This window comes from Pseudomonas sp. RL_5y_Pfl2_73 (assembly GCF_963970515.1).
GTDB lineage: Bacteria > Pseudomonadota > Gammaproteobacteria > Pseudomonadales > Pseudomonadaceae > Aquipseudomonas.
On record NZ_CAXAPD010000054.1, the window covers coordinates 1 to 14,658 of the forward strand.

At 65.4% G+C, this 14,658-nt stretch carries 2 protein-coding genes; both read right to left on the reverse strand.

Annotated elements, in window-relative coordinates; translation table 11 throughout:
* On the reverse strand, positions 1–9,307 hold a 9,307-nt coding region (locus AACY42_RS27480), incomplete at its 3' end, for an amino acid adenylation domain-containing protein (RefSeq protein ID WP_339483622.1).
* A 4-nt stretch (positions 9,308–9,311) separates the two neighbouring features.
* Positions 9,312–14,658, reverse strand: a 5,347-nt coding sequence (locus AACY42_RS27485; protein ID WP_339483623.1) for an amino acid adenylation domain-containing protein, incomplete at its 5' end; no start/stop codon positions are given.

Consider the following 14,658-nt stretch of genomic DNA (forward strand, 5'->3'; position numbering starts at 1 on the left):
GGTTGAAGTCCGTCAGCAGTAATTGCCGCTCGCTGGCCGGCACCACGTCCAGTTGGCTGGCGAGGCGCTCCGGGGCCTGTTCAAGGGCTTCGACCAATGCGCTGACGGCCTGGGCGAGGTAGGCGGCAATGCGTTGTGGGTCGATGCCTGTGACGGCCTGGGCTGTCAGGGAGAATCCGCTGCCGACATTCGCCACGGCAATCTCGATGGGGTAGTTGGTGCGGGTTTCGGAGGCAATGAATTGCATGCCTTCGTGGTCGCCCATGTCTTCGGCGTTTTCCCCGGAGGCGTTCACCAAGTCGCCGTGGCGGCAGTTGAGGATCACCGTGAACAATGGCAGCGAGGCATCCACCGCACTGCAACGCTGGGCCAGGGCCAGGGACGCCTGTTCGTGGGTCAGCAGTTCACTGAGTTGCTGGTAGGCGTCGCGGACAATGTCGCTGACGGTGTTTTGCTGCAGGCGGATGCGCATCGGCAGGGTGTTGATGAACATCCCCAAGGCGTGGTCGGCACCGGCGGTGCCTTGGGAGCGTCCCGACAGCACTGTGCCGAAAATCCCGTCGTCGCGTCCACTGGTTGCCGCCACCACCAAACCCCAGGCGGCATGGAACAACACGGAGGTGGGCACGCCTTGCAGGCGTGCCATGCGATGCACCTTGGCGCTGAGCTCGTCGCCCAGGTGTTTCACGGCGCGCTTGATCCCCGCGCCATTGCCCCGGACATCCAGCACGCCGTAAGGCGCGGTGGTGGCATCGACATCGGCCAGCAAACGGCGGAAATAGACTTCATGATCGGCCTGGGAAACGCTGGCGGCCTGGGCGATGAAGTTACGGTAAGGCTGGGAGGGCGGCAGGCTGTCGGCCTGGCCGGCCAGGATAGCCTGAATTTCCAGCATGATCAGGCGCAAGGTGACGTTATCGCTGACCAGGTGATGGTCGAGCAACGCCAGCAGCCATTGGGCATGGGGGGCGTCGTAGATAATGTACGCGGCGATCAGCGGAGCCCGCTGCAAGTCGAGTCGTAGATGATGGGTGTCGGTATGCTCGCGCAGGATCTGCATGGCGTCTTCGCCGGGCAGGCAGTCCAGGGTTACGACCGGCAGTTGCGCCTGGCGATGCACCACTTGCACCGGCTGCGGCAAGCCGTGCCAGCGCAGGGCGGTGCGCAGGATGTCATGACGGTTGATGACCACTTGCACTGCCGCGAGGAAATCATCGAGCACCTGGCGACGGCTGAACGTCACCACGGTGCGCATCAGGTAGGCGTCGCCTTCGGACTGCAACAAGTGGTGGAACAGGATGCCTTCCTGCAGCGACGACAGCGGGTAGATGTCCTGAACGTTGGCGGCCCCGCCAGGGACGTCGGCGACGATCTGCTCGATTTCCCCCTGACTGAGGGTCACCAGCGGCAGCATTTGCGGTTCGATGGTCGTGCCGCCGGCGGGGATCAGGTTGGCCGGGACGACCCGTTGGGCGTTATGGGCACCGGCAAGGACCGTCGCCATGGCCTTGAGGGTCGGCGCGGAAAACACCGTGCGCACATCCAATTGCAGGTCGGCCTGGCGCAGGCGCTCGATCAGGCTGATGACCAGGAACGAGTGGCCCCCGAGTTCGAAGAAGTGATCGTGGCGACCCACGCGTTCAATCCCGAGCAGTTCCTGCCAGGCGCTGGCCAGGGTGCGCTCGATGTCGCCAAGGGGGGCCTCGTAGTGCTGGCTCGCGGCGGCGGACAAATCCGGCGCCGGCAAGGCGTTGCGGTCGAGCTTGCCATTGGTGGTCAACGGCCAGGCGTCCAGCGTCACGAAGGCACTGGGCAGCATGTGTTCGGCCAGCACATCGGCCAGTTGGCTACGCAAGGCCGAGGACTCGAGCACGACGCCGTCATGGGTGATCAGGTACGCCACCAGGCGTTTGTCGCCGGGCGCGTCCTCACTCACGATCACCAGGGCTTCGCGCACGTGCGGCAGGGCCAGCAGTTGGGCTTCGATTTCCCCCAGCTCGATGCGGAAACCGCGGATCTTGATCTGCGAATCGTTGCGGCCCACGTAGACGACGCCACCGTCGGCGCGGTAGCGGGCGATGTCGCCGGTGCGGTACAGCCGTGCGTCGGGCTCAGCGGCATAGGGATCGCTGATGAACCGTTCGGCATTGAGGGCGTCGCGGTTCAGGTAATGCCGGGCCACCCCCGCGCCGCCGATGTAGATCTCGCCATCGACCCCCATCGGCACCGGTTGTTGGTACTCGTCGAGGATGCGCAGGCATAGGTCGGGCAAGGGCGGGCCGATCAGGCTGGGCGCGCCGCTGTCGATGTCCACCTGGCTGATCGGGTAATACGTGGCATGCACGGTGATTTCGGTGATCCCGTACATGTTCACCAGACGGGTGCGTGACAGCGCGGTGCGCGCGGTCCAGGGCCGCAGGCTGCGGAAGTCCAGGGCCTCGCCGCCGAAGATCACTACGCGCAGGGCATGTTCCTGGTCGCTACGCCCACGGGCGTCGATGAATTGACGGAAGGCGCTCGGTGTCTGGTTCAGGACCGTGACTTGCTGCTGACAGACCAGCCCGTAGAAGTCATCGGGCGAACGCGCCACCTCGCTGGGAACGATCACCAGCTTGCCGCCGTAGCTCAGCGCGCCCCAGATTTCCCAGACCGAGAAATCGAAGGCAAAGGAGTGGAACAGCGTCCAGACATCGTTGCGGTCGAAATCGAACAGCCCGGCGGTGGTGTCGAACAGCCGTGCGACATTGCGGTGTTCCACCAGCACACCCTTGGGCAGCCCGGTGGAGCCCGAGGTGTAGATGACGTAGGCCAGGTGCCGCGACGCCAGGCCGAGGGTCTCGGCGTCGGGGTTACGGTCGAGGGACGCGTCTGTCCGGTCATCGGCGCTAACGTAATCGTTCAGGTCCACCACCGGTACGTGGTGCTCAGGCAAGACGTCGAGGCAGGCCGGTTGCGCCAATAAAGCCACTGGCGCGCTGTCCGCCAGCAGATAACCGAGGCGTTCGCTGGGGTAGGCCGGGTCCAGCGGCACGTAGGCACCGCCAGCCTTGAGCACGGCCAATACCGCGCAGACCATTTCCACCCCGCGCTGGGCCAGGATCGCCACCCGGTCGTCGGGACGCACGCCCTGGGCGAGCAACGCCTGGGCGATGCGGTTGGCCCGGCGGTTGAGGTCTTGATAACTCAGTTGCCGTTCGCCAAAGACCAGGGCGATGTCCTGGGGGTGAGCGACGGCGAATTGTTCGAAGCGCTGGTGGATCAGCAACCCGGGAGCGCACGGCGCCTTGGGCGGCAGCGTCGCTGACGAGGCCTGGCGCTGTGCCGGGCTGAGCAACGCCAGGCTGAGCACTGGCTGTTCGTCGGCCTCGAGCAGCGCTTCGAGCAGTGTTTGGAAATGCTGGGCAAAGCGTTCCACGGTGGCACGTTCGAACAGATCGCTGGCGTATTCGATCACTCCGGCCAGGGTACCGCCGTCGTTGCCCAGGGTCAGCATCAGATCGAACTGCGCGGTTTCATGGGCCTGGGCCACGGGCACCAGGGTCAGCCCGGGCAGGCTCAGTTCACCGCCGCCAGGGGTGTTGTCCAGTGACAGGGCAACCTGGCACAGCGGATTGTGGCTCAGCGAACGCGGCGGTTGCAGGGCTTCAATGACTTGTTCGAACGGAATGTCCTGGTTTTCGTGGGCGGCCAGCGTCGTTTGTTTGATCTGTTCCAGTAGCTCAAGCACGCTCGGGTTTTCCGTCAGGTTCACCCGCAGGGCCAGGGTGTTGACGAAGAAACCGATCAGGTTTTCGGTTTCGGTGCGCCCGCGATTGGCCGTCGGCACACCGATGACCACGTCGCGCTCGTTACCCAGGCGCGCCATGAGCACTGACCAGGCGCTGAGCAACGCCATGAACAAGGTGACGTTGTGTTGCTGGCAGAAGCGTTCCAGGCGCTCACGCAGTGCCGGGGCGATCACCACCGGGACGTCGCCGCCGCGATAGCTTTGCATCGCCGGGCGCGGACGGTCGGTTGGCAAGGACAGCAGGGCCGGGGCACCGCCGAGATGCGAGCGCCAGAAGTTGGCCTGGCGGTTGAGGCGTTCGCCGTCCAGGGCCTGGTGTTGCCAGGCGGCGTAGTCGGCGTACTGAATCGGCAGGGCGGGCAGCGGGTCGGGCTGGTCTTGGCTGAAGGCCTGGTAGAGGGCGGCCAGCTCCTTGACCAGGACACCGACCGACCAGCCGTCGGAGATGATGTGGTGCTGGGTGATCAACAGGATGTGCTCGTCGTCGGCCAGGCGCAGCAGTTGGCCGCGAATCAGCGGACCCCGGGCCAGGTCGAACGGTGCCAGGGCTTCGCTGTTGCCGATACGGGCCGCGCTGAGGCTGGCCTGTTCATAAGGCAGCGCGCGCAGATCCTGTTCGCTGAGGGCAAAACCGCAGTCTGGCGTGGCAATGATTTGTACCGGTTGCTCACCACGGCGCTCGAAGGTCGTGCGCAGGCTTTCGTGACGCGCCACCAGGTGATCCAAGGCCGCCTTGAGCGCGGCCTGATCGAGATCGCCGCACAGCAGCAGGGCGGCAGGCATGTGATAGGCGTTGCCCGCGCTGGAATCGAGCTGGTCGAGGAACCACAGGCGTTGCTGGGCAAAGGACAGCACCAGGGGCGCGTTGCGGTCTGCCAGGCCGATGGTCTCGGTGCTGGCGTTTTGCAGCCCGCCCACCACCCGTGCCAACTCCTCCACGGTGGGATGGCTGAACAGTTCGCGCAGCATCAGTTCGCCACCCAACTGCTGCCGGACACGGGAAACCAGTTGCGCGGCCAGCAGCGAGTGCCCGCCCAATTCAAAGAAACTATCACTGCGCCCCACGCGCTCAAGCCCCAGCAGCTCTTGGAAAATCTGCGCCAGGGCCGTTTCGGTGGCACCTTGCGGCACGGCATAACCGCGCTCGGACATGGCGTCCAGGTCCGGTGCCGGCAGCGCGTCCTGGTCCAGCTTGCCGTTGGCGGTAAGCGGGTAGGCGTGCAGGCTGACAAAGGCGCTCGGAATCATGTAGTCGGGCAGGGTCGCCCCCAACTGTTTGCGCAATGCCGCTATTTTCAGCTCCGCGCCCGCCTTGGGGATCAGGTAGGCGATCAGGCGCTTGCCCTGGCTCACGTCTTCGCGGGCCAATACCCGCGCTTCACGCACGCCGTCACAGGCCAACAGCTTGGCTTCGATCTCGCCCAGTTCGATGCGGAAACCGCGAATCTTCACCTGGGCGTCGATCCGACCCAGGTGAACGATTTCGCCGTTGTCCAGCAGCTTGCCCAGGTCCCCGGAACGATAGAGCCGCTCGCCGAGTCGGAACGGGTCGGCAATGAACCGTTCGGCGCTCAGGGCTGGACGGTTCAGGTAACCACGACCCACACCCAACCCACCGACGCAGATTTCACCGGCCACGCCCACCGGCAGCAGCCGTTGCTGGGCATCGAGCACGTAGGCCACGGTGGTCGGGATCGGCCGCCCGACATTGGAGACCCCCGCAGCGATGTCCGCCGCGCCAATGGCCTTGTAGGTCACGTGCACGCAGGTTTCGGTGATGCCGTACATGTTCACCAGCGCCACATGCCCGAAGGCACGGTGGAAGGTGTCGAGCTTGCCCAGTTCCAGGCTCTCGCCACCGAAAATCACATAGCGCAAATGTGCCAGGCGCACCTGCGGCGTCGCCAGGGCAGCGGCGCTGAGTTGCAGGAACGCCGACGGCGTTTGGTTCAGGACCGTCACCTGCTCGCTTTCAAGGAAGCCCAGCAGTTCCACCGGATCGCGGCGCAGGGCCTCGGGCACCAGGCTCAGGCGCGCGCCGTAGAGCAGGGCACCGAAGATTTCCCAGACCGAGAAATCGAAGGCATTGGAGTGGAACAACGACCAGACATCGTCGGCGTTGAATTGGAAGTCCAGGCGATTGTTGTGCAACAAGCGTACGACGTTGCGGTGTTCGAGCAACGCACCCTTGGGTTCTCCGGTGGAGCCGGAGGTGTAGATCACGTAGCAGAGGTGGTCCGCCGCGCTGAGGTTCGACAGGTTGGCGGCGCTAACGCCGCTGCCCGTGGCGGCATCGAACACTTCAATGCCGAGGGCTTGCAACGCCGGACTCATGTCCTGGCCGGCGATGGCCTTGCGTGCGCCGCTGTCGCGCAGCACGTAGGCGATGCGCTCCTGGGGCGAACTTGGATCGATGGGCACGTAAGCACCACCGGCCTTGAGCACCGCCAGGGTGGCGACGATCATCTGCACCGAGCGATCCAGGGCGATGGCCACCAGTTCCTGGGGCACCACGCCGGCCGCACGCAGGCGGTGGGCGAGGCGGTTGGCTTGTTCGTTGAGTTGTCGATAGCTCAGCTGCTCCGGGCCCAGATTGACGGCGATGCGGTCCGGGTATTGGCGCGCCTGTTCCTCGAAGATCTGATGCAGGGTCAGGGTGTCGGGCCAGGCCGCCTCGCTGTCGTTGAACTCGAGGATCTGCTGTTGGCGTTCGGCGGCGTTCAGCAGTGGGACGTCGTCGACACGCTGCTGCGAATCCTCGACGAAGGCCTCCAGCAGGCGCACGTAATGGCGCATCAGTTGCTGGATGAACGCCGGGTCGAAGAATTGCGCGTTGTAGACCAGGTGCCCGGCCCAGCGTGACTCACCTGCCGTAATCAGCAAATGCAGGTCGTTCTTGCCGTAACCCAGGTTGGTTTCCAGGTGATTGACCGCCAGGCCCGCCACCGGTGTGTTGTGCTCGGTGGTGCGTTGGAAATTGAAGAGTACGTCGAACAGCGCGGTGCGGCTCATGTCCTTGGCCGGGTTGAGGGCCAGCACCAATTGGTCGAACTGCATGTGCCGGTGGCGCAGACCCTGGGTCAGGTTGCTGGCGGTCTGTTCCCACAGTTGTTGCAAGGTGGTGTCGCTGTCGCACAGGCTACGCATGACCAGCAGGTTGTCCAGCGGCCCGACGACATCCCGCAGGGCCGGTTCACGGCAGGCGGCCGTGGTGCCGATCACCAGTTCATCGTGGCCGGCGTAGCGGCGCAACAAGGCGCTGAATGCACTCAGGGCCAGGCTGTCGCTGCTCACCCCGACTTCCCGGGCCAGGGCTTCAAGGTGTCGTACCAGCGCCGGTTCGAGCGTGAAACCGTGAGTGGCTTCGGCAAACACATGCACCGCCGCCCGTGGTCGATTCAGTGGCAGTTCCAGGGCTTGCAGCTTGCCGCGCAATTGATAGGTCCAGTAGGCCCGCAGGTTTTCCAGCACGGCGGCCGGCAGGTTGCGTTGCCAGGTGGCGAAGTCGCCATAGCCCAACGGCAATGCCGGCAGCTCGGCGCTGCGTTCGGCGCAGGCGGCTTCGTAGAGAGCCAGCAGGTCGCGCTTGAGCAGTTGCATGGTGCTGCGGTCGGCCAGCAGGTGGTGCACGGCGATGGCCAGGATCGCGAGCTGATCGCTTGCTTGGACCAGGCTGGCACGCACCAGGCTGCCGCCCTCCATGTTCAGCGGACGACGGGTCTCGGCCAGGGCTTGGCTCGCCAGGTCGTGGGCGCAGCCCTGGATCCGTTCGAGCGCCAGGGTGGCTGGGCCGTCGAATTGCTGCCAGGCGCGGCTGCCGTCGCTCAACACCCGGCAGCGCAGGATGTCGTGGCGGGCCAGCAAACCGTCGAGGGCGGTTTGCAGGGCCGTTTGATTGATCTCGCCCGTCAGTTCCAGCAGCAATGCAATGTTGTGGTAGACGGGGTTGGCGTCGTACAGATAACCGGTTTCGAAGGTGTCGACGAACCAGAGCCGTTCCTGGTGATAGGACAGCGGCATACGTTCTGGCCCTGGTACTTGGGCGGTGACCTCGGGCAGGGCCTGGGCCGGGTCCAGCTCCAGGGCGCCGATGCGGGTGTCCGGGGCTTCGGTGAAGCAGCGCAACAGGCGCTCGAAGCGCGCGGCGAGGCGTTCGATGGTGGCGGCGTCGAACAGCGCGGTGGAATACGACAGGCTGCAGGACAGGCTCGAGCCGCCTTCGTCGATGTGTAGGGACAGGTCGTGCTGGGTGTTGTCCTTGCGCGAGGGCAGGAACTCCAGGTTCAGCCCCGGCAATTGCAACTGGCCGCCGGCGCCCCCAGCGTTGGTGTAGAGCATGGTCTGGAACACGGGGCTGTGGCTGGCGCTGCGCGGCGGCTTGAGGGCCTCGACCACCAGTTCGAACGGGGTGTCCTGCTGGGTGGAGGATTCCAGCATCAGCGCTTTGACCTGCAGCAATACCTGGTCAAGGGTCGGGTTGGCGTCCAGGCGCACGCGCAGGGCCAGGGTGTTGACGAAGAACCCGATCAGCGCCTGTACGTCGTGACGGTCGCGGTTGGCGGCGACGGTGCCGATCACCAGGTCCTGTTGGCCACTGATGCGAGCCAGCAAGATCGCCCAGGCAGCCATCAAGGTCATGAACGGTGTCGCCGCGCGGGACTGGGCGAACTGGACAATGGCGGCGGACAGCGATGCCGGCAGGTCAAAGCCCAGTGTTTCGCCGCGGTAGCTCTGGACTGCCGGGCGCGCCCGGTCGGTCGGCAACGAAAGCAGGGCCGGGGCGCCGGTCAGGTGGGCGCGCCAGAATTCCACTTGTTGCGTCAGGCGCTCGCCGTCCAGGTGCTGGCGTTGCCAGGCCGCATAGTCGGCGTATTGCCGGGTCAGGGGCGGCAGCGGATCAGGCTGCCCAGCGCTGAACGCCTGATACAGACTCGCGAATTCCTTGACCAGGATGCCGATGGACCAACCGTCCGAGATGATGTGATGCTGGGTGATCAGCAACTTGTGTTCGTCGTCGGCCAGGCGCAGCAGGGTGCCGCGGATCAGTGGCCCGCGCAGCAGGTCGAACGGTGCTGTGGCGGCGCTTTCGCTCAGGTGCGAGGCCTCTGTTTCGGCCTGGTCCCGGGGCAAGTGGCGCAGGTCATGGGTCACGAGGCTGAAGCCGCAATCGGCTGGGGCGATGACTTGCACCGGCTGTTCGCCCTCGCGGCGGAAGGTGGTGCGCAGGCTTTCATGCCGAGCCACCAGGTGGTCGAGGGCGGCCTTGAGGGCGGCCTGGTCGAGAACACCGCGCAGCAACAACGAGGCGGGCATGTGATAGGCGGCGCTGGCGGTCGGGTCCAACTGGTCGAGAAACCATAGCCGTTGCTGGGCGAACGACAGCGCCAGCGCAGCGTTACGGTCGACGCAGGTCATGTCGTCGGCAACGGTTTCGATGACTCGCGTCGCGCCACGTTGCTTGAGCAATCGCAGCAGTGCGGCACGTTTCAACTGGTCGAGACTATCGTTATGTTCGTTCAATTTGTTAAGCATCCTTGGAGACGATAGCGAGCAGTTCGCTTTCAGACAGCGAAGCCATTTCTTTTTGCAGTTCGAGCAATTCATCCGACTCGTACTGCGCCAGTTGCAGGGTGTTGATCAGATCGGCCAGGGCCAGCAGCGACGGGTGCTCGAACAGGCCCCTGAGCGGTACTTCGACGCCGAAGGTTTCCCGCGCCCGGAGCGTGACTTGCACCGCCAGCAGCGAGTGACCGCCGAGTTCGAAGAAATCGTCGTGCCGGCCGATCCGTTCCAGGCCCAGTAGGTCGGCCCAGATCTGTGCCAACAGCGTCTCGGTTTCACCGTTGGGCGCTTCGTACTGGCGGCGGGCAAAGTCGTCGTTGCCGGGCGCGGGCAGGGCGCGGCGGTCCAGCTTGCCGTTGGGGCTCAACGGTAGCCGCTCGACCACCACGAACGCTGCCGGGACCATGTAGTCCGGCAATTGCGAGGTCAGGTAAGGCCGTAGCGTGCTGCTGGCATTGCGCCCGGCCAGGTGCGGCTCGACGCTCAGGTAAGCCACCAGACGCGAGGCCCCGGGTGTGTCTTCGCGAGCGATGACCGCCGCCTCGCGCACCCCTGGCAGGGTCAGCATCAAGGCCTCGATTTCGCCGGGTTCAACGCGGAAACCGCGAATCTTGACCTGCTGGTCGTTGCGGCCGAGGAACTCGACCACCCCGTCGGCGCGCTGGCGCACCAGATCGCCGGTGCGGTACATCCGTGGTTCGTCGCCCGGGGCGAACGGGTCGCTGAGGAAGTGTTCGGCGTTCAGTGTCGCCCGGTCCAGGTAGCCGCGGGCAACCCCCGCGCCGCCCACGTAGAGTTCGCCCGGCACGCCGAGCGGTACCGGCTGGCGCTGTTCATCGAGCACGTACAGGCGACTGTTGGGAATCGCCAGCCCGATCGGCACCGTGCCCAGGTCCTCGGCAGTGCAGCGATGCACCGTGGTCCAGACAGTGGCTTCGGTGGGGCCGTATTCGTTGTACAGGGCGATCGCCGGTTCCAGCCCGGTACAGGCCTGTACCAACTGCGCGGGGCAGGCTTCACCAGCGACGATCATCTCTTGCAGACTGCCATGACCGTTGCCGCTGGCAAGGCTTGCCAGCACCAGGCGCCCCAGGGACGGCACGCACAGCAGCGAGGTGACGGCCTGTTCGCCGATGAAGCGGGCGATGGCGTCGGGGTCACGGGCGGTTTCGGCGTCCGGGATACACAAGGTACCGCCACTGACCAGCGTACCGAAGACCCCGGCCACGGAGCTGTCGAAGGCAATCGACGACAAGAGCAGGAAGCGCTTGCCGGTCGCCGGTCCATACACCGTGCCCCGGGCCAGTGTCGAACTCACCAGGTTGCGGTGTTCGATCATCACGCCCTTGGGCTTGCCAGTGGAGCCGGAGGTGTAGATCACATAGGCCAGGTGTTCTGGTGTCAGGCCGACGTTATCGGGTTGTGGGTCGCGGCTGTTCGACGGCGTCGCCAGCGCCCGCTCGATGGCCAGGTAGCGAGTGCCTTCCTGGGGCGTGCCCACGGCCGCGCGACCGACGGGATCGGCCAGCAACAGGCGGGGCCTGGCATCTTCGATGATCGCGGCCAGGCGCTCGGCGGGGTAGGTCGGATCCAGCGGCACGTAGGCGCCACCGGCCTTGAGGATCCCCAACAGACCGCTGATCATCGCCACGCCGCGCTCAACGCAAATGGCTACCAGATCCCCCGGCAAGACCCCGGCCGCGATCAATTGCTGGGCCAGGCCGTTGGCCTGGGCGTTGAGCTCGGCATAAGTGAGGGATTGGCGGCTGTCGAGCAATGCACAGGCGTTCGGCGTGCGACGGACCTGTTCTTCGAACAACTGCTGAATGCATAGGCCTGTCGGGTAGTCCGCCTCGGTTTGGTTGAAGGTGTCCAGCAGCAGGGTGCGTTCTTGGGCAGGCAGCACGTCCAGTTGCGTGAGCGCGATCCGTGGTGTGTACATCAGGGCCTGGGTCAGTTGCTCCAGCGCTCGCTGCATCAGGGCGCAGATGCGTTGCGGATCCACCGCCTGCACGCTTTGCACGGTCAGGCCGAGGGCGTCGCCATAGTCGTTGACCGACAGGGTCAGCGGGTAATTGGTCCGCTCGGCACTGTCGAGGATGCGCATGCCCGGCCATTGCTGCTGGCTGTCGTCACGCTGGTGCCGATAATTGAGCAATGTGGTGAACAGCGGCAAGGCGCTGGGCACGCCGCTGCAACGTTGCGCCAGGGCCAGGGAGGCCTGCTCGTGGGCCAGCAGCTCAACCAGGTCGCGGTGAGTGGCCAGCACCTGTTCGTTGGCGCCAGCGGTCAATGGCACCCGCACCGGCAGCGTGTTGATGAACACGCCCAAGGCCCGTTCGGCGCCGGCCGAGCCTTGCAGGCGACCGGCGACCACGGTACCGAACACCACGTCTTCACGACCGGTGCAGCGGGCCAGCACCTGAGCCCAGGCGACATGGAACAGCGTCGCCGGGGTGATGCCTCGCTCCCGGGCTTGGGCCCGCAGGCGCAGGTTGAGTTCGACGCTCAACATCACACTGGCTTCCTCGATGTGACGGCCGTCTCCTTGTACCTCCAACAGATCGAACGGCGCGGTGGGTGCCTCGACATCCGCCAAGCGGCGGGTGAAATAGGCTTCGTGGACGTCGGCCGGGATGGCCTGGGCCTGGGCGATGAAGTCACGATAGGGTTGCGGAGCCGCTAGGTCCTCGCCTTGGTCATGGAGGATCGCGTGGATTTCTTCCAGGACGATTTCCAAGGTCACGTGGTCGCTGGCCATGTGGTGGTTGAGCAATGCCAGCAGCCAGCGCTCGGAGTGTGGATCCTGGGCGATACAGGCACGCATCAGCGGCGCCTGGCGCAGATCAAGCCGCAGTTGTCGTGGGTCGCTCAGGGCTTCGAGCTGGCTGAGCGGGGCCTTGTGGCTATCGAGGGAAACGCTGTGCACCGGCAACTTCGCGTGGCGCTGTACGACCTGCACCGGCTGGGGCAAACCGTCCCAATGCACACAGGTGCGCAGGATGTCATGGCGATCGATCACCTGTTGCAACGCGGCGGTGAAGGCGTCGAGGCGCTGGCGGTTATCGAACTCAAGCATCGAGCGCACCAGGTAGGCGTCGCCTTCATGCCCCAGTAAATGATGGAACAGAATGCCCTGTTGCAGCGGTGCCAGGGGGTAGATGTCCTGGATGTTCGCGGCACCGCCAGGGATGGCGTCGACGACGCGTTCGAGTTGCTCCGAGGTCAGCGCCACCAACGGCAGCATGTCCGGGGTCAGGGTTGTGCAGGCTGACGGAATACGGTTGGCCGGTGCCTGGAACGCCAGGCTTGGGGTATGCGTCAGGGCCTGGGCCAGCTCGGCCAGGGACGCGGTGCTGAAGATCGCGCGCACATCCGCGTTCAAGCCTTTCTCGCGCAGGCGTTCGATCAGGCTGACCGCCATCAGTGAGTGGCCGCCCAGCGCGAAGAAGCCGTCATGGCGACCGATGCGCTCGACCCCCAGCAACGCTTGCCAGATCCCGGCAATGATCAGTTCGACGCGGCCCTCGGGCGCCTCAAAGGCCCGGCTGGCGTAGGCGTCCTGGTCCGGTTCGGGCAGGGCGCGGCGGTCGAGCTTGCCATTGGGCGTGAGCGGCAAGGCGTCGAGCACGACGAAGGCGCTGGGCACCATGTGCTCAGGCAGGCGCTTGAGCAGTTCGGCGCGCAGTGACCCGGCGGCGGCCGGTTCGCCACACAAGTAGGCCACCAGACGCTGGCCGGAGGGGTGCTCGTGAGCGACCACCGCGGCTTCGCGTACACCGGCCAGTGCGGCGAGGGCGGCTTGGATTTCCCCCAGTTCGACCCGCAGGCCGCGGATCTTCACCTGATCGTCATTGCGCCCCAGGTACTGCAGCGTGCCGTCCGGCAGCCAGCGACCGATGTCACCGGTTTTGTACAAACGGGCGTCGGCCTTGCCGTAGAACGGGTCGGCGATGAAGCGCTCGTTGCTGAGTTGCGGCAGGTTGAGGTAACCGCGGGCCACACCGACACCGCCGATGTGGATCTCCCCGGGCACGCCCACTGGCAGCAATTGCCCGTGAGTGTCCAGCACATGCAATTGCATGTTGCGAATCGGCCGGCCAATGGGGATCGACTGGTGCCGGTAGGTCTCAAGGTCACTGTCGGCGGTGTAACAGGCAACCACGTCGCTGCACTCGGTCGGCCCGTAGCTGTTGATCACCGTTGGCCGTGGCTGGGCGAGTTTTTCCAGCATGGCGACCTGGATCGGCTCGCCCCCCAGCACCACGCGTTTCAGGCAGGCAAGGCCTTGCTGATGGTCGGCGTCCACCAGCGCGTGGAAGGCGCTGGGGGACATATTGAGGTGGCTGATCCCGGCCTCGGCGACCTGGGCAACGATGGCGCCGGGGTTGAACGGTTCGGCGGCCAGGTGCAGCGTGGCCCCGACCATCAGCGGCGCGAGGATGTTCTTCTGGGTCAGGTCGAAGTTGTAGGAAGACGCCAGCAGCACCGCATCGCCGGCGTCGAAGGTCAGGTCCTCGAGGTACCAGTCCAGCAGGTTGCGCAAGCCGCGATGTTCAACCATCACGCCTTTGGGCAAGCCAGTGGAGCCGGAGGTGTAGATCACGTAGGCCAAGTGACTGAAACTCAGCCCCTTCACCTGCGGGTTGTGGGCTGGGGCTTGGGCCAGTGCCGCGCAGCCCAGTTCCAGCGTCGCCAGGCCTTGGGGCAGCGGTAGCTCGTCCAGGCCGGATGGGTGGACCAGGGCACGCGGCTTGCTGTCGGCCAGCATGTGGGCCAGGCGTTGCGCCGGGTACTGTGGGTCGAGCGGCACATAGGCCGCGCCGGCTTTGAGGATGCCCAGCAGGCCGATCAGCATGTGCGGGCTGCGGCGTGCGCACAGGCCGACGGTGTCGTCGGGCTGCACACCCAGCGCGATCAAACCGTGGGCGACGCGGTTGGCCTGGGCGTTGAGTTCGGCATAGCTCAGGGTCTCGCCGGCGCAGACCAGCGCCACGGCATCCGGGGTGAGGCTCGCCTGGGCCTCGAACACGACGTGAGGGAAGCGGCTCGGGCTTTCGTCCAAGGCAACACTAGTCGGGTTGAAAGTTTCCAGCAGTTGCCGACGCTGCGTGTCATCCAGCAACGGCAGAGTCGCCAGGGGCTGCGTCGCATCGTCGAGCATGGCGTCGAGCAGGTGCAGCAAGTGCTGGCCCCAACGGGCGATGGTGCTTTCATCGAACAGGTCGGTGGCGTATTCGAACTGGCCGCTGATGCAATCGCCGTCGTCGTTGAGGGACAGGCTGACGTCGAACTGGGTGGTGCCAGTG